Source organism: Rhodococcus sp. MEB064 (genome assembly GCF_000834565.1).
In the GTDB taxonomy this organism is placed as follows: domain Bacteria; phylum Actinomycetota; class Actinomycetes; order Mycobacteriales; family Mycobacteriaceae; genus Rhodococcoides.
On sequence record NZ_JXQS01000003.1, the window covers coordinates 106,022 to 123,345 of the forward strand.

Annotated in this window: 14 protein-coding genes; 8 read left to right on the forward strand and 6 right to left on the reverse strand. The window is 67.1% G+C overall.

Features of this window, described 5'->3' with window-relative positions; all coding sequences use genetic code 11:
- Positions 1-620 precede the first annotated feature (620 nt).
- The 4 genes from RU01_RS01935 to RU01_RS01950 form a co-directional block, all read right to left on the reverse strand.
- Positions 621-2,372, reverse strand: a complete 1,752-nt coding sequence (locus RU01_RS01935; protein WP_052493072.1) for a GTP-binding protein — start codon at positions 2,370-2,372, stop codon at positions 621-623.
- Entirely contained in the window at positions 2,372-3,307 is a 936-nt protein-coding gene (cysD, locus tag RU01_RS01940; protein ID WP_042572810.1) for a sulfate adenylyltransferase subunit CysD, read from the reverse strand. Before cysD ends, RU01_RS01935 begins: the two co-directional genes overlap by 1 nt.
- Positions 3,304-4,035: a phosphoadenylyl-sulfate reductase gene (locus tag RU01_RS01945; protein ID WP_042572890.1), complete on the reverse strand. Its 732-nt coding sequence runs from the start codon at positions 4,033-4,035 to the stop codon at positions 3,304-3,306. Before RU01_RS01945 ends, cysD begins: the two co-directional genes overlap by 4 nt.
- A gap of 70 nt (positions 4,036-4,105) precedes the next feature.
- Positions 4,106-5,806, reverse strand: coding sequence for a nitrite/sulfite reductase (locus RU01_RS01950; RefSeq protein ID WP_042572811.1), 1,701 nt, complete (start codon positions 5,804-5,806; stop codon positions 4,106-4,108).
- 277 nt (positions 5,807-6,083) lie between these two features.
- Here RU01_RS01950 and hemW point away from each other — a divergent pair, with 277 nt between their 5' ends.
- Positions 6,084-7,265, forward strand: a complete 1,182-nt coding sequence (gene hemW / locus RU01_RS01955; protein WP_042572812.1) for a radical SAM family heme chaperone HemW — start codon at positions 6,084-6,086, stop codon at positions 7,263-7,265.
- A 5-nt stretch (positions 7,266-7,270) separates the two neighbouring features.
- On the opposite strand, the gene RU01_RS01960 is transcribed toward hemW, so the two are convergent.
- A complete protein-coding gene (locus RU01_RS01960) occupies positions 7,271-7,576 on the reverse strand; it encodes a type II toxin-antitoxin system VapB family antitoxin (protein WP_042572891.1) in 306 nt (101 codons plus the stop codon).
- Positions 7,577-7,684: 108 nt separating this feature from the next.
- On the opposite strand from RU01_RS01960, the gene hrcA reads away from it, so the two are divergent.
- The 7 genes from hrcA (at position 7,685) to era (ending at position 14,877) form a co-directional block, all read left to right on the forward strand.
- The gene (gene hrcA, locus RU01_RS01965) at positions 7,685-8,728 is read left to right on the forward strand and encodes a heat-inducible transcriptional repressor HrcA (RefSeq protein ID WP_042572813.1); all 1,044 of its coding nucleotides are present in this window, start codon (positions 7,685-7,687) and stop codon (positions 8,726-8,728) included.
- Between the two features lie 64 nt (positions 8,729-8,792).
- Positions 8,793-9,944 carry a molecular chaperone DnaJ gene (gene dnaJ, locus RU01_RS01970; RefSeq protein ID WP_042572814.1) on the forward strand — a complete coding sequence of 384 codons (1,152 nt, stop codon included), beginning with the start codon at positions 8,793-8,795 and terminating at the stop codon, positions 9,942-9,944.
- Positions 9,945-9,956: 12 nt separating this feature from the next.
- Positions 9,957-10,718, forward strand: coding sequence for a 16S rRNA (uracil(1498)-N(3))-methyltransferase (locus tag RU01_RS01975; RefSeq protein WP_042572815.1), 762 nt, complete (start codon positions 9,957-9,959; stop codon positions 10,716-10,718).
- 327 nt (positions 10,719-11,045) lie between these two features.
- On the forward strand, positions 11,046-12,038 hold the full coding sequence (locus RU01_RS01980; RefSeq protein WP_082042828.1) for a PhoH family protein: 993 nt from the start codon (positions 11,046-11,048) through the stop codon (positions 12,036-12,038).
- A gap of 46 nt (positions 12,039-12,084) precedes the next feature.
- Positions 12,085-12,648, forward strand: a complete 564-nt coding sequence (gene ybeY, locus RU01_RS01985) for an rRNA maturation RNase YbeY (protein ID WP_042572816.1) — start codon at positions 12,085-12,087, stop codon at positions 12,646-12,648.
- The gene (locus RU01_RS01990) at positions 12,645-13,976 is read left to right on the forward strand and encodes a hemolysin family protein (protein ID WP_042572817.1); all 1,332 of its coding nucleotides are present in this window, start codon (positions 12,645-12,647) and stop codon (positions 13,974-13,976) included. Before ybeY ends, RU01_RS01990 begins: the two co-directional genes overlap by 4 nt.
- Positions 13,963-14,877 (forward strand): GTPase Era, encoded by a 915-nt coding sequence (gene era / locus RU01_RS01995; RefSeq protein ID WP_042572818.1) that lies wholly within the window; start codon positions 13,963-13,965, stop codon positions 14,875-14,877. Before RU01_RS01990 ends, era begins: the two co-directional genes overlap by 14 nt.
- 56 nt (positions 14,878-14,933) lie before the next feature.
- Here era and RU01_RS02000 read toward each other — a convergent pair whose 3' ends face one another.
- A complete protein-coding gene (locus RU01_RS02000) occupies positions 14,934-17,303 on the reverse strand; it encodes an FdhF/YdeP family oxidoreductase (RefSeq protein ID WP_042572819.1) in 2,370 nt (789 codons plus the stop codon).
- Between the last annotated feature and the right edge of the window lie 21 nt (positions 17,304-17,324).

Sequence of the window (17,324 nt, forward strand, 5' to 3'; positions counted from 1 at the left end):
CGAACACGTGAGCACGGAACACCCTGATCGTGGACATCTGCCCCCGGATACCGGTGGCTATAGTCCACGATCGGCGTGCGTTATCCCTGGAACGGCACGAGCCTGCGTCCCCAGTCCGTGCAGCGCCCCGCCAGACACCGTGCAGCTCCTACCGGCCGAGTGAACACCTCTTGTGTGGAGTGAACGCACGCTACGGCGCGCCGTAGAGGGTGTGCGCTCACCGGAACCCGTGTGCGCACACCGTGCAGCGCCCCGCCAGACACCGTGCAGCGCTCTCCGGTCGAGCGAACACCTCCCGCGTGAAGCGAACACACAGTGCGGCATGCCGTAAAGGGTGTGCGCTCACCAGAACCCGTGTGCAGACACCCTGCAGCGCCCCGCCAGACACCGTGCAGCGCCCTCCGGCCGAGCGAACACCTCTTGCGTGAAGCGAACACACGGTGCGGCAGGCCGTAGAGGGTGTGCGCTCACCAGAACCCGTGTGCACATACCGTGCAGCACCCACCGGCCGACCGAACACCACTTGCGGGAAGTGCACACCCGGTACGGCAGGCCGTAACGGGTGTGCGCTCACCACAACCCGTGTGCACACACCCTGCAGCGCGAACCCCTCGAAGGGGCTACTTCTCCAGTCCGCGCAGCACCGAGGCGGCGACTTCGGACGGGTCCGTGGTGTCGTCGGCGTCGACGCGGTGCTCCGTGACGGAGATGCCCGCCGCCTCGATCTCCATGCGAGCCGCCGCGAGATCGTCGGCATCCGTCGAGGAGACCGGCACGACGGCGACGACACCGGCATCGGCGAACAGCCGGGCCAGGCGCGCCAACTGCACAGTCGCGGAACGGGTTCCGGCGGAGGCGTCGATGTCGAGAACGCTTCGCACGTTGTCCCCGCCGACGATGTAGGCAGTTCTGCCCGCGGCGGTCAGAGCATCTTCGACGGCAACCGTGATGGACGCCTTGTGCGACGACGGGTGGCCGGTGAGCCAGATGGTCGCGCCGCGCTGACCCGTGCGGCGCGCCCGTTCGTCCCGCGTGAGCGACGAGGGAATCCAGGACGGGGTGTCCGAGCGGTCGAGGACTGCTCGCGCACCCTCGATGATGCCGGCGGCAACGGTGTCGTTGGTGTGCTCGTCGAGCAGGATGAACGCTCCGGAGTCACGGTTGTCGCGGTAATCGTCGGCCACCACGACGGCGCTGGTGCGCAGCGTGACGCGGGCGATGTCGTTGAGCGACAGGTTCTCCGAGCCGGGGTGCTCGTCGAGCGTCTCCGGATCGAGCCGTGAGTGGATGCGCTGGACGGTGGCGCGAACCGTCGTCGTGGTGTGCTTGAGGGCCAACCTGTCACCGACACCGAGCGGTGCTTCGGCGAGCCAGCACACTGTGGCGTCGAATTCGCGTGCCAGCGTGGGGAAGTGGGCCTGCGGCTCGCCGCTGACGAGCACATCGCCACGGGCGACGTCGATGTCGTCGGCAAGTTCGACGGACACGCTCAGAGGTGCGACGGCGACATCGCGGCCCGCATCGAGGGTGTCCAGTGCGGTGACGACACTGCGTGATCCCGACGGCAGGGCCACCACGGAGTCACCGACCTGGATGGTGCCGGCCGACAGGCGTCCGGTGTAGCGGCGACGCTCGCCGTCGGTGGGACGCGAGACCCACTGCACGGGCAGGCGCAGCTCGGTCGCCACCGGTGCGGGAGCGACCAGGTCGATCTTCTCGAGGTGATCGAGAAGTGTGGGCCCGGAGTACCAGGGCATGTTCGTGGACGGCTCGACGACGTTGTCGCCCAGCTTTGCCGCGATCGGGATGACAAGGATCTCGGTGCCGAGACGAGCGCCGAGTTCGGCGAGTTCCCGCTCGACGTCGCGGAACCGGTTCTCGTCGAAGTCGATGAGATCCATCTTGTTCACGGTCGCGACCAGTCGGTCGACGCCGACCAGCGTCGCGATCCTGGCGTGACGACGCGTCTGTCGCAGCACCCCGGCGCGGGCGTCGACAAGGAGGATGGCGACGTTCGCGTTGGACGCCCCGGTGAACATGTTGCGGGTGTACCGCTCGTGTCCGGGAGTGTCGGCGAGGACGTAACTGCGTGTGGGAGTGGAGAAGAAGCGGTAGGCGACGTCGATGGTGATGCCCTGTTCACGCTCGGCGCGCAGACCGTCGGACAGTGCTGCCAGGTCGGCGACACCCTCCTCGTCGGTCACGGCGTCGAGGTGGTCGAGCGGCAGGCTGTCGGTGTCGTGGAGCAGACGCCCGATGAGCGTGGACTTGCCGTCGTCCACGGAACCCGCGGTGGCGATGCGCAACAGCTGGCGTGGGGGAGACGCTGCACCCGACGCGGTGTCGGCGGGGAGGTCGTAGGTGGCGGTCATCAGAAGTACCCCTCGCGTTTGCGATCTTCCATTGCGGCGGTGGACGTTCGGTCGTCGGCGCGGGTCTCGCCGCGCTCGGAGACCGTGGCCGCCGAGATCTCGGTGATCACGCCCGCGATGTCGGTGGCGTGCGAGCGGACCGCGCCGGTGATGGTGAGGTCGCCGACGGTGCGGTATCGCACCATCTCCACTGCGGCACTCTCGTGCTCGGTCGGAGAGGTGAACTCGGAGGTGGCCAGCAGGATGCCGTCCCGTTCGAAGACCTCGCGCTCGTGCGCGAAGTAGATCGACGGCAGTTCGAGCTGCTCGAGCTCGATGTAGCGCCAGATGTCGAGCTCGGTCCAGTTGCTGAGGGGGAACACGCGGACCTGTTCACCGCGCTTGATGCGTCCGTTGTAGAGGGACCAGGGCTCGGGACGCTGTGCGCGCGGATCCCACTGACCGAACTCGTCACGGAAGCTCAACACACGCTCCTTGGCGCGGGCGCGTTCCTCGTCGCGCCGTGCACCACCGAAGGCTGCGTCGAACTTGTTCTCCTCCAACGCATCCAGCAGGGTGCGGGTCTGCAGACGGTTACGCGAGCCGGACGGCCCGCCGACTTCACGCACGCGCCCCTTGTCGATCGACTCCTGGACGGAGGCGACGACCAGTCGATGGCCACCCTCGGCGAGGCGACGGTCGCGGAACTCGATGACCTCGGGGAAGTTGTGGCCCGTGTCCACGTGCATCACCGGGAACGGGATGGGGGAGGGGCGGAAAGCCTTCTCCGCCAGTCGCAGAAGAACGATGGAGTCCTTGCCCGCAGAGAAGAGGAGAACGGGCCGCTCCAACTCCGCCACCACCTCGCGGATGATGTGGACGGACTCGGCTTCGAGAGCCCTGAGTTCGTCGACGTGCGTCACGTCCACGACGGGCTCCACCGGAGCTGCGGTCATCGGGTTCCTTCCTCGGACGAGTGCAGTCCGCACTCCGTCTTGGTGCTACCGGCCCATCGGCCGCTGCGGGGATCTGCTCCCGGTGCCGGCTTCGCGGTGCAGGGTGCGCACCCGATCGAGGGGTAGCCCTCGTCCACCAGCGGGTTCACCAGGATGCCGTGCTGGTCGATGTACGCCTGCATCTCGTCGTCGGACCACGCGGCGAGCGGGTTGATCTTCACCAGACCGAAGCCCTCGTCGAACGAGATCAGCGGCGAGTTCGCACGTGTGGGCGCCTCGACTCGGCGGATACCGGTGACCCAGGCGCTGTAGTTCTTCAGCTCACGCTTCAGCGGGACGACCTTGCGCAGCGCGCAGCACCGTGCGGGATCTCGGGCGAAGAGGTCCTTGCCCTCGAGGCGGTCCTGTTCGGCGACGGACACCGTGGTGGCAGCGTCGATGACGTTGACGCCGTAGACCTGTTCGACGGCGTCGCGCGTGCCGATGGTCTCGGCGAAGTGGTACCCGGTTTCGAGGAAGAGCACGTCGACACCGGGATGGATCTGCGCGGCGAGGTGGACCAGTGCGCCGTCCTGCATGTTCGACGCGACGATGTAGTCGTCACCGAAGTTGTCCTCGGTCCACTGCATGAGCTCCACCGCGGAGGCGCCGTCCAACTCTCGCGCCCCGCGCTCGGCGATGTCGCGGAGTTCGGACTCGGACAGGTGGCGATGTGTGGTGATGCTCATGATGCAACCTTTCGCGCGGAGACGGTCCACCGCTCAACCAGGTCTCGACCCGGGCGATTCCCGCGGCCCGTCACTGCAGATCCGCTTCGTCCGCACGGACGGCCCACTGCGCGAATCGCTCGCCCTCGTCGCGGTGCTTGACGAAGTTGCGGACCACCCGGTCGATGTAGTCGCCCAGCTCGACGCTGGTGACCTTGTGCTGGCGCAGCTTCCGGCCGAAGGCACTGTCGAAGCCGAGGCTGCCACCGAGGTGGACCTGGAAGCCCTCGACCTGACCGCCGGCACCGTCGTCGACGAGAAGGCCCTTGAATCCGATGTCCGCCACCTGCGAGCGAGCGCACGAGTTGGGGCAGCCGTTGATGTTCACGGTGATCGGCACGTCGAGTTGTGCGTTGACGTCGGCGAGACGCTGCTCGAGCTCGGGCACCAGCACCTGCGAACGCTTACGGGTCTCGGCGAAGGACAGCTTGCAGAACTCGATTCCGCTGCAGGCCATCAGGTTCTTGCGCCAGATCGACGGGCGTGCCGGGAGGCCCAGCGCGTCCATCTCGGCGATGAAGTCCTCGAGCTTCTCGTCGGAGATGTCGAGCACGATCAGCTTCTGGTACGGGGTGAAGCGGATGCGGTCGGAACCGGCGCGCTGGGCGGCGTCGGCAACCTTCTGCAGGATCGTGCCGGACACACGTCCGGCGATGGGGGCGAGGCCCACCGCGTTGAGCCCGTTCTTCAGCTTCTGCACGCCCACGTGATCGATGGGACGGGTCGGCTTCTCGGGCGCCGGGCCGTCGAGCAGCGGACGCTTCAGGTACTCGGTCTCGAGCACCTCACGGAACTTCTCGATGCCCCAGTCCTTGACCAGGAACTTCAGCCGGGCCTTCGCGCGCAGACGGCGGTAGCCGTAGTCGCGGAAGATCGACACGACGCCTTCCCAGACGTCCGCCACCTCGTGCAGGGGAACCCAGACGCCGAGACGCTGCGCGAGCATGGGGTTTGTGGACAGTCCGCCGCCGACCCAGACGTCGAGGCCGGGACCGTGCTCGGGATGGTTCACCCCGATGAACGCGATGTCGTTGACCTCGTGCACCACGTCCTGCTGGCCGGAGATGGCCGTCTTGAACTTGCGAGGCAAGTTGGAGTACTCGGGCTTGCCGATGTAGCGCTCGACGATCTCGTCGATCGCCGCGGTCGGATCGAGCACCTCGTCGAGCGACTCGCCGGCCAGCGGTGAACCGAGGACCACGCGGGGGCAGTCACCGCACGCCTCGGTCGTCTTCAGGCCGACGGACTCGATGCGTCGCCAGATCTCCGGGACGTTCTCGACCTCGATCCAGTGGTACTGCACGTTCTCGCGGTCCGACAGGTCGGCGGTGTCGCGGCCGAACTCCGTCGAGATCTCGCCGAGAGTGCGCAGCTGGAGCGCGGTGAGCGCCCCGGCGTCGCAGCGGATGCGCATCATGAAGTACTTCGCTTCGAGCAGGTCGATGTTCTCGTCGCCCGTGAAGGTGCCGTCGTAACCCTGCTCGCGCTGGGTGTAGAGACCCCACCAGCGGAAACGGCCGCGCAGATCGGCCTTGTCGATGCTGTCGAAGCCTTGCTTGCTGTAGATGTTCTCGATGCGCGCACGCACGTTGAGGGGGTTGTCGTCCTTCTTGCTCTGCTCGTTCGCGTTCAGCGGCTCGCGGTAGCCGAGGGCCCACTGGCCTTCGGACCTGCGCTTGGCGGATCGGGGCGTGCGCGCACGAGGCGCAGCTGCATCGGGTGAGGTCGTCATGAGTCGCGCTCCAGAAGTCGGGCGCCGACAGGTTCGCAGTGTTCGGAGGGCTGGTCCGCACACCTCGTCCCTGACCGGCCGGGGTTGTGCGGGCTGGCGGGAAGATCAGACGGTGGATTCCAGACAGCTGCAGACGCGTGCGAGATCGACGTGGCGGCGAGCCACGAGCATGATCTCAATGACGGTCATGGCGTCCATTCTGCCATGACGCCGAGTGCGGTCCGACCACGGCGGGCTCCGGAACGTGCTCACCAGCAGGTGGAGGACACTCGTACCGGTGACCTCCGCTGCACTCACCGCACCCGACACCGACACGTCCACACCGTTCGGGCTGTACCTGCACGTCCCGTTCTGCGCCACGCGCTGCGGCTACTGCGACTTCAACACCTACACGGCCGGTGAACTGGGCACCTCGGCGTCACCGCAGTCCTGGCTCGACGGAGTGCGCCGTGAGCTGGATCTCGCGGCGGCCACGTTCCAGCGGAAATCGGGCCGAGTGCCGAGTGTCGACACGGTCTTCGTCGGCGGCGGAACCCCGTCACTGCTCGGAGCCGACGGGCTGGCCGACCTGCTGGGGGCCGCACGGTCCTCCTTCGAGTTCTCCGCCGGAGCCGAGGTGACGACGGAGTCCAATCCGGAATCGACGTCGCCGGACTTCTTCGACGGCATCCGCGCAGCAGGCTTCACCAGGGTGTCGCTCGGTATGCAGTCCGCGGCGCCGCACGTGCTCGCCATCCTCGACCGCACGCACACACCGGGACGAGCCGTCGACGCCGCGCGTGAAGCAGCGGCGGCCGGCTTCGACCACGTCAATCTCGATCTCATCTACGGCACGCCCGGCGAGCGCGACTCCGACCTCGACGCGTCGCTGGATGCGGTGCTGGACGCCGGAGTCGACCACGTGTCGGCGTACGCGCTGATCGTCGAGGACGGCACCGCCCTCGCGCGTCGGGTCCGCCGCGGCGAGATCCCGATGCCCGACGACGACGTGCTGGCCGCCCGGTACGAGCGGATCGACGAGACCCTGAGCCGTGCCGGTTTCGGCTGGTACGAGGTGTCCAACTGGGCGCGAGGCAACGGGGCCGAATGTCGCCACAACATCGGCTACTGGGACGGCGGCGACTGGTGGGGCATCGGGCCCGGCGCCCACAGCTATGTGGACGGGACCCGGTTCTGGAACGTCAAGCACCCGGCGCGGTACGCCGAGACGCTGTCGACCGGCGAGTTGCCGATCGCGGACTCCGAGGTGCTCACCGCGGAAGAACAGCATATGGAACGAGTCATGCTGACGGTGCGGCTGCGGACCGGTGTCGCGGCGTCGGACCTGTCCGCCGACGAGGTGAGCCGCGCTCGATCCTTCGTGGAGGAGGGACTACTCGACGCGCAGGGCGAGACATTCGTGCTGACCGACCGTGGACGACTGCTCGCCGACGGGGTCGTACGCGACATCCTCGAGTGAGGCTCCTAGACAGCGATCGCGTCGTAGTCGAAGACACGGGCGTGGAGTACGACGCGGTTACGGAGCGCGGCGCGCACGGCCCGGTGCAGCCCGTCCTCGAGGTAGACGACGCCGTGATAGTGCACGGCGTGGGGAAAAAGGTCACCGTAGAACGTGCTGTCCTCGGACAGCAGCCGGTCGAGTTCGAGAACCTTGGTGGTGGTCACGATCTCGTCGAGACGCAGCTGTCGGGGCGGAATCTTGGACCAGTCGCGCAGCGACAGGCCGTGCTCCGGGTACGGCTTGCCGTCGCGCACTCCCTTGAAGATCACACCGGTCACAGTAGTGGAATGGGGCACCGTCGCGGCGGCGACTAGAATCGGCTGGTCCCGGTGCCCGCGTCCGACAGTGGTGCCGAATCCGAGCGTAGGAGGGTTGCGATGTCGAGTACGGAAGATCGACGTTTCGAGGTCCTGCGTGCCCTGGTCGCCGACTATGTCGCGACGCAGGAGCCGATCGGGTCGAAAGCACTGGTGGACCGCCACAACCTGGGCGTATCGAGCGCGACCGTGCGCAACGACATGGCCGTTCTCGAGGCGGAGGGCTACATCACCCAGCCGCACACCAGCTCGGGCCGCATTCCCACCGACAAGGGGTACCGGCAGTTCGTCGACCGCATCGCGGACGTCAAACCGCTCTCGGCGGCAGAACGGCGCGCCATTCTGCAATTCCTCGATTCGGGTGTCGACCTGGACGACGTGCTGCGCCGAGGCGTCCGTCTGCTCGCCCAGCTCACCCGCCAGGTAGCGGTGGTGCAGTACCCGACACTGTCGGCATCGTCGGTGCGGCACCTCGAGGTCGTCGCGTTGACACCGGCGCGGCTGCTGCTGGTTCTGATCACCGATTCCGGACGCGTCGATCAGCGCATCGTCGAACTGGGAGACGTGATCGGCGACGAGGACTTGAGCCGTCTGCGCACTCTGCTGGGCGGCGCGCTGGAAGGTAAGCGGCTGGCCCAGGCGTCCGTCGCCGTGGCCGAACTCGCGGAGACGGCACCCGACGATCTTCGCGACGCCGTCGTCCGGTCGTCGACCGTGCTGGTCGAGACCCTGGTCGAGCATCCCGAAGAACGCCTGGTCCTCGGCGGCACGGCGAACCTCACCCGCAACGCCGCGGACTTCGCGGCACTGAACGGCTTCCCCGGCTCGTTGCGCTCCGTTCTCGAGGCGCTCGAGGAGCAGGTCGTCGTCCTCAAGCTGATCGCCGCGACACAGGAGACCGGGCGCATCACCGTGCGGATCGGTGAGGAGACCATGGCACCGGAGATGCGCGGAGCCTCGGTCATCTCGACCGGCTACGGCTCCGCGGGGAACGTGCTGGGCGGCATGGGAGTGTTGGGTCCCACACGGATGGACTATCCGGGAACGATCGCCTCCGTCGCTGCCGTTGCCCGATACATAGGAGAGGTGCTGGCCGAACGCTGACGGCCATCACCGAAGACACCACCTCACACGAACCCGTTTCGGACCGAAGGATATGAGTACTCACGTGGCACGCGATTATTACGGAACTCTGGGCGTCGACTCGAAGGCGTCCGATCAGGAGATCAAGCGCGCGTATCGCAAGCTCGCGCGCGAGTTCCACCCCGACGTCAACCCCGACGAGTCGGCCCAGGCCCGCTTCAAGGACATCAGCGCCGCTTACGAGGTGCTGTCCGATCCCGAGAAGCGACGCGTCGTCGACCTCGGCGGCGACCCCCTCGAGAGTGGTGGAGGCGGCGGTGCCGGCGGCTTCGGTGGGGCGGGCTTCGGCGGTGGCCTCGGCGACGTGTTCGAGGCATTCTTCGGCGGCAACGGCGGAGGGTCACGCGGTCCTCGCGGGCGCGTCCAGCCCGGATCCGACTCGTTGCTGCGCACCACCCTCACCCTGGAGGAGTGCGCCACGGGCGTCACCAAGCACATCGCCGTCGAGACGGCCGTGCTGTGCGACGTGTGTACCGGTGCCGGAACCAACGGCGACTCCAAGCCCGTCCGCTGCGAGACGTGCAACGGCGCCGGCGAGGTGCAGTCCGTCCAGCGGTCGTTCCTCGGCCAGGTCATGACCGCCCGCCCCTGCCCGACATGCCGCGGCGCCGGTGAGACCATTCCTGATCCGTGCCGCAAGTGTGGTGGCGACGGACGCGTCCGTGCCCGCCGCGAACTCGCCGTCAAGGTGCCGGCCGGTGTCGGCAGCGGCATGCGGATCCGTCTGGCCGCGCAGGGCGAGGTCGGCCCCGGTGGTGGTCCCGCCGGTGACGTCTACGCCGAGGTCGTGGAGAAGTCGCACGACGTCTTCGTGCGCGACGGGGACGACCTGCACTGCACCATCCGCGTGCCCATGGCGGACGCCGCGCTGGGAACGTCTGTCAGCGTCGACGCGATCCTCGACGGCCCGACGAACATCACTATCGACGCCGGCACACAGCCCGGGTCCGTCCAGGTTCTCCGCGGACACGGAATGCCGAAGCTGCGCAGCGGAGTTCGCGGTGACCTGCACGCTCACCTCGAGGTGGTCGTCCCGTCGCGCCTGGACTCGACCGAGACCAAGCTCCTGCAGCAACTCCGAACGCACCGCGAGCGCGACAACGCCGAAGTGGTGACGACGGCGTCGCAGCACACGGGCGGTCTGTTCTCGCGCCTGCGCGACGCCTTCAGTCGATAGCCGGTTCGGGCGATGGCTGCGACCGTCTACTTCCTCGACCCGCTACCCGCGCCGGGAGAGACGGGTGTTCTCGAGGGCGCAGAAGGTCGGCACGCCGCGACGGTGCGGCGCACCACGATCGGTGAGCGGCTGGTGCTGTCCGACGGTCACGGATCGTTCGCGACGGTCGAGGTGGTCGGCGTCGAGAAGAACCGCCTCGACGTCACGGTCCTGTCCGTCACGTCGGCAGCGCCGCCGTCCCCGACGGTCACCGTGATCCAGGCGCTCCCCAAGTCGGAGCGCTCGGAGCTGGCGGTCGAGACGGCGACCGAGGCCGGCGTCGACGCGATCGTGCCGTGGCAGTCGCTGCGGTGCGTATCGCGGTGGGACGGACCCAAGGCCGCCAAGGGCGTCGTCAAATGGCGCAATGCTGCGACTAGTGCGGCCAAGCAGGCCCGGCGCGCGTTCGTTCCGGACGTCGCGGACCTGCACGACACGAGGATGGTGCTCGAGATGGTGTCGGGTGTCGTGGCACGCGGAGGCCTGGTCGTCGCCCTGCACGAGTCCGCGTCCTCACCGTTCGTCACACTGCCCTTCCGTGACGCGGGCGAGGTCGTGCTCATCGTGGGACCGGAGGGCGGGCTGGACGACTCCGAGATCGACAAACTCGTCGCCGCCGGTGCAGTCACCGCCCTGCTCGGACCGACGGTGTTGCGCACGTCGACAGCCGCAGCCGTGGCGCTCGGGGCCCTGGGCGCCCTGACCGACAGGTGGGACGGCGCGCCCCCTGCTTGAAGCGCCAGCCGTGCGCACCTGCTCCGGTTTCCGCAACCCGCTCCTGTTGTAACCGGAGCAGGTTGCTGTAACCGGAGCACCTAGTGCCGCGGGTGCCTGGCGACATAAAGGAATGCGCTTCTCGGGGAGACGTTAAAGTGGTGAGAGGTTCCCGTCGCTGGACGAACCGAGTATCGAAACCCGAGAGAAGGCCATAGCCACCACGTGAGTGACAACACCCCTCGCGTCGCCGCAGGCGACGACAGCCAGACCGGTTCACGCTCGTCCCGCGCCGCCAAGCGCCAATCCGCCCGTCCGGTTCTCGCCGAGGCTCGTGTGTCCGAGACGATGGAACTCGATCCCGCGGTGATGTTCCCGCTGCTCGGTTCGACGGACGGAAACCTCCGCGCGCTCGAACAGGTCCTGTCGGCGGAGATCCACGTCCGCGGCAACGTGGTCACCTTCGAGGGTGCACCCTCCGACGTAGCCGTCGGCAAGCGGGTGTTGACCGAGCTGGCCGCGGTGGTCACCGCCGGCGGACCCGTCACGCCCGACGCGGTCCGGCGCTCGGTCGCCATGCTGACCAGGGGTGTCAGCGAGTCCCCGGCAGAGGTGCTCAGTCTCGACATCCTGTCGCGTCGCGGCAAGACGATCCGTCCGAAGACGCTGAACCAGAAGCGCTACGTCGACGCGATCGACGCCAACACCATCGTCTTCGGTGTCGGCCCCGCCGGTACGGGCAAGACGTACCTCGCGATGGCCAAGGCGGTTCAGGCCTTGCAGGCCAAGCAGGTCAGCCGCATCATCCTGACGCGTCCGGCCGTCGAGGCGGGCGAGCGGTTGGGCTTCCTGCCGGGCACCCTGCACGACAAGATCGACCCGTACCTCCGGCCTTTGCACGATGCGCTGCACGACATGATGGACGTCGAGGCGATTCCGAAGCTCATGGCCGCGGGCATCATCGAGGTCGCGCCGCTGGCGTACATGCGTGGGCGCACTCTCAACGACGCGTTCATCATCCTCGACGAGGCGCAGAACACCACGGCCGAGCAGATGAAGATGTTCCTGACGCGACTCGGCTTCAACTCCAAGATCGTGGTGACCGGCGACATCACCCAGGTCGACCTACCGGGTGGATCGAAGTCCGGTCTGCGTGCGGCGAGCGAGATCCTGGTCGACATCGACGACATCCACTTCGCCAAGCTCGACAGCAGCGACGTCGTCCGTCACCGGTTGGTGTCGTCCATCGTCGATGCGTACGAACGGTTCGATGCGTCCGAGTCGGCGTCGAACAATCGTGCAGCCCGACGCGGCACGGGTCCTCGGGCCGCGCACCGCTGACTGCTCCGACCGGTCCGGGTTCTGCCTGCACTAGTACGGTGATCGCATGAGTATCGAGGTCTCCAACGAATCCGGCATGGAGGTCGGCGAAGAAGATCTGATCGCGGTGGCGCGCTACGCCATCGCCCGGATGGACGTGCACCCGGCGGCCGAGCTGTCGATGGTGCTGGTCGACTCGGCCACCATGGCGGACCTGCACATGCGGTGGATGGACCTCCCCGGTCCGACTGATGTCATGTCGTTCCCGATGGACGAGCTCGAGCCCGGCGGTCGCCCCGATTCGCCGGACCCGGGCCCGTCCATGCTCGGCGACATCGTGCTGTGCCCGTCGTTCGCCGCGGACCAGGCGGAGAAGGCCGGCCATCCCCTCGAGCACGAGCTCGCCTTGCTGACGGTTCACGGTGTCCTGCACCTGCTGGGCTACGACCATGCCGAGCCGGACGAGGAGAAGGAGATGTTCGGACTCCAGAACAGCCTCCTCGAGGACTGGTACGAGAGCCTGCGTCAGGCCGATCGTGATGCTGCGTCGGCGGCGAAGGACGCGAAGCTGTTGGGCAGCACCGGTTTCGTGGCACCCGACACCCGTTCCGGTGGTGAGTCCGCCCGGTGACCAGCGCTCCGGCACTGATCGTGCTCGCCGTCATCCTCGTTCCGCTCGGTGGCCTGTTCGCCGCCGTCGACTCCGCCATCAACACCGTGTCCTCGGCGCGTGTGGAGGAGATGGTCAAGGAGTCGCGGGGCGGCTCCTCCGAGTTGCTGCGGATCCTGGACGACCGCCCCCGGTACGTCAATCTGATGGTCCTGCTCCGCATCCTGTGCGAGATCGGGTCGACGGTGGTTCTCGCGGGAGCGCTACTGGACCTGCTCGAGCCGGCGGCTGCCTTGGCCATCGCCGCCGGAGTCATGGTCATCGTCGATTACGTCGTGATCGGTGTCGGGCCCCGCACACTGGGTCGACAGCACGCGTATTCGATCTCGCTCGGATCGTCGTATCCCTTGCGCGCCATCGGCATCCTGCTCGGACCGGTCAGCAGGCTCCTGATTCTGGTGGGTAACGCCATCACACCGGGCCGCGGTTTCCGCAACGGTCCGTTCGCGTCGGAGATCGAACTTCGGGAACTCGTCGACATGGCGGGGGAGCGCGGCGTGGTGGCGGCCGGTGAACGACGGATGATCCAGTCGGTCTTCGAACTGGGTGACACCTCGGCCCGCGAGGTCATGGTTCCCCGCACCGAGATGGTGTGGATCGAGCGCGACAAGTCCGCGGGTCAGGCGACGACCCTTGCCGTCCGCAGCGGACACTCCCGCATCCCCGTCATCGGTGAGAACGTCGACGACATCCTCGGAGTCGTGTACCTCAAGGACCTCGTCCAACAGACCTACACCTCGTCCGACGGCGGTCGGAGCGTGCGCGTGGACGAGGTGATGCGACCCGCCGTGTTCGTTCCCGACTCGAAGCCGTTGGACAGTCTGCTGGCCGAGATGCAGCGCGACCGCAAGCACATGGCGGTCCTCGTCGACGAGTACGGCGGCGTGGCCGGGTTGGTGACCATCGAGGACGTCCTCGAGGAGATCGTCGGCGAGATCGCGGACGAGTACGACACCGACGAGGTGGCGCCGATCGAGGAGTTGGACGACGAGAGGTACCGGGTGTCCTCCCGACTCCCTCTGGAGGACCTCGGCGAGATCTTCGACGTGGAGATCGACAACGACGAGGTCGACACCGTGGGCGGACTGCTGTCCTACGAGATCGGCCGCGTGCCGCTGCCGGGAGCTCGGGTGGAGGCACACGGGTTGATACTGGTGGCGGAGGGCGGAACGGATGCGCGTGGCCGCGTCCGGGTCAGCACCGTCCTGGTGGAGAAGAGCCCGGAACCCGAATCCGGTGACGACAGCACAGACGACGACAGAGACGAGAACGACGATGACCGACGCTGAGCCAGGCGAGTTCCACTCCGGATTCGTCTGCTTCGTCGGTCGGCCCAACACCGGCAAGTCGACGCTGACGAACGCGCTCGTCGGCGCCAAGATCGCGATCACGTCGTCGCGGCCGCAGACGACCCGGCACACGATCCGCGGCATCGTCCACCGCGACCATGCACAGCTGATCCTCGTGGACACGCCGGGACTGCACCGCCCCCGCACCTTGCTGGGTCAGCGACTCAACGACCTCGTGCGCGACACGTATTCGGAGGTCGACGCGATCGGACTGTGCATCCCGGCCGACGAGAAGATCGGACCCGGCGACCGCTGGATTCTCGAGCAGGTGCGCCACAACGCCCGCGGCACCAAGCTCGTCGGGCTGGTCACGAAGATCGACAAGGTGTCCAAGCAACGCGTGATGGAGCAATTGATCGCCGTCTCGAATCTGCTCGGTCCGGAGTGCGAGGTAGTGCCGGTGTCGGCGGCGTCGGGTGAGCAGATCGAGATCGTCATCGACGTCTTCGCCAAGGTGCTCCCGCCCGGTCCAGCCTTCTATCCCGACGGCGAATTGACCGACGAGCCCGAAGAGACGTTGATGGCGGAGCTGATCCGCGAGGCAGCGCTGGAGGGTGTCCACGACGAGTTGCCGCACTCGCTCGCCGTGGTGATCGAGGAGATCGGTCCCCGTGAGGGTTCCGACTCGATGCTCGACGTGCACGCCATCCTCTACGTCGAGCGGCAGTCGCAGAAGGCCATCGTGATCGGTAAGGGCGGCACTCGACTGCGCGACGTCGGTACGGCCGCGCGCAGCCAGATCGAGAAGTTGCTGGGCACCCGCATCTATCTCGACCTGCGCGTGAAGGTGGCCAAGGACTGGCAGCGCGATCCCAAGCAGATGGGCAAGTTGGGCTTCTGACCCCCGCGGCTACCGTGCCGTGCTCGCTCGTCGCGACACGGTAGCCGGGTGAGAACTCAGGACAGGTGCTCGGGCTCCGTCTGCGTCTTGTGGTGCTCGTCGGATCGCATGGCGTCCTGGCCTCCGTGCCCGGTCCCCGGGCTTCCGGCCTTCGCCGGACTCAACGACACGATGATCGACTTGGACGTAGGGCAGTTGCTGTCCGTCGCCGACGAGTCGAGCGGGACCAGGGGGTTGGTCTCCGGGTAGTAGGCGGCCGCGGACCCCTTCGGCGTCTGGTACTCGACGATCCGGAAGTTCTCGGCGACACGCACAACGTCGTCGTCGTCCCACTTGGTGGTGATGTCGACGAAGTCGCCGTCCTTCATGCCGAGTTCCGCGATGTCACCGCGATTGACGAACACGACGCGGCGTCCGCCCTCGATGCCCCGGTACCGGTCGCTGAGGCCGTAGATCGTGGTGTTGAACTGATCGTGGCTCCGGAACGTCTGCAGCAGAAGGTGCTTGGGCGGTACCTGCAGGGCATCGATGGGCGAGACGAAGAACTCGGCCAGCCCGGACTCGGTCTGGAAGGTCCGCGAATCACGCGGCGGGTGGGGGAGCACGAAGCCTCCGGGACGGCGGGCGTTGACCTCGTAGCCCTCGCACCCCGGAACCACCCTCGAGATGTGCTGACGGATGGTGCGGTAGTCGTCGCGCATGCCCTTCCAGTCGAGACCGTAGCGGTCGCCGATCGTGGCTTCGGCGATCTGCGTGATGATCTCGACCTCGGACTTCACATGCGTGCTCGGCGGATCGAGCGGACCGCGGGAGGAGTGCACGGAACACGTCGAGTCCTCGACGCTGATCCACTGCGGCCCGCTGGCCTGGATGTCCTTCTCGGTGCGGCCCTTTGTCGGCAGGATCAGCGCCACGTCACCGGTGACGAGGTGCGAGCGGTTGATCTTGGTGGAGATGTGCACCGTCATGTTCGTCTTGCGCATCGCCTCGAACGTGACAGTGCTGTCCGGTGTGGCCTGGGCGAAGTTGCCGCCGAGACCGAGGAAGAACTTGACCTTGCCGTCGCGCATCCCACGGATCGAGTCGATGGTGTCCAGACCGTTCTCCCGCGGCGGATCGAACCCGAACTCGGTCTCCAGTGCGTCGAGGAAGTGCTTCGGTACGCGCTCCCAGATGCCCATGGTGCGGTCGCCCTGGACGTTCGAGTGACCGCGCACGGGCAGCACGCCGGCATTCGGCTTGCCGATGTTGCCCTGGGCGAACGCGAGGTTGGTGATCTCCTTGACGGTGTTCACCGCGTTGCGGTGCTGGGTGATGCCCATCGCCCAGCAGAAGACGGTGGCCTTTGAGTCGCGCAGCAGCTTCGCGGCGTCGGTGATCTGCGCCCGCGAGAGACCGGTGACCGTCTCGACCTCGTCCCAGTCGACCTCGGAGACGTGCTGCTTCCACAGGTCGAAGTTGTTGGTGTACTTCTCGATGAACTCGTGATCGAGGGCGTCCCACTCGACGAGGAGCTTGCCCATCGCCTGGAACAGAGCCAAATCCCCGTTGATGCGGATCGGCAGGTGCATGTCCTCGAGGTCGGTGCCCGGACCCACCATGCCGCGCGGCGTCTGCGGGTTCTTGAAGTTGATCAGGCCGGCTTCGCGCAGCGGGTTGATCGCGAGGATCTTGGCGCCGTTCTGCTTCGCCTTCTCCAGCGCCGACAGCATGCGCGGATGGTTGGTGCCCGGGTTCTGCCCGGCCAGGATGATGAGATCCGCGCCGTACACGTCGTCCAGCACGACGCTGGCCTTACCGATGCCCATCGACTCCTGCAGGGCGAAGGAGGTGGACTCGTGGCACATGTTGGAACAGTCCGGCAGGTTGTTGGTGCCGTACGCGCGAACGAAGAGCTGGTACACGAACGCGGACTCGTTGGACGCGCGGCCCGAGGTGTAGAAGGTGGCCTCGTCCGGGTGCAGCGAGCGCAGTTCCTTGCCGATGAGGTCGAAGGCCTCGTCCCACCCGATCGCCTCGTAGTGGGTGCCACCCGAGCGCTTGACCATCGGATGCGTGATGCGCCCCTGCTGGCCGAGCCAGTGCTCACTGTGCGAGTCGAGGTCGGCGATGCTGTGGCCGGCGAAGAACTCCGGCGTGGCTCGGCGCTTGTCGGCCTCCTCCGCCACGGCCTTCGCGCCGTTCTCGCAGAACTCCGCGGTGTGGCGATGTCCCGGATCAGGGTCCGGCCACGCGCAGCTCATGCAGTCGAAGCCCTCGGCCTGGTTCAGCTCGAGCAGCGTCCGTGCAGTACGCACCGGGCCCATGCGCTCGAGTGAGCGCTTCATCGAGACGGCGACGGCAGTAGGACCTGCTGCATGCTTCTTCGGCTTCTCGATCGAGAGGTCTGCCTCGTCGTAGTCCCGTGAATCGTGCGTCGTGGTCATCGTTCCCAACTTCCCTCTTCG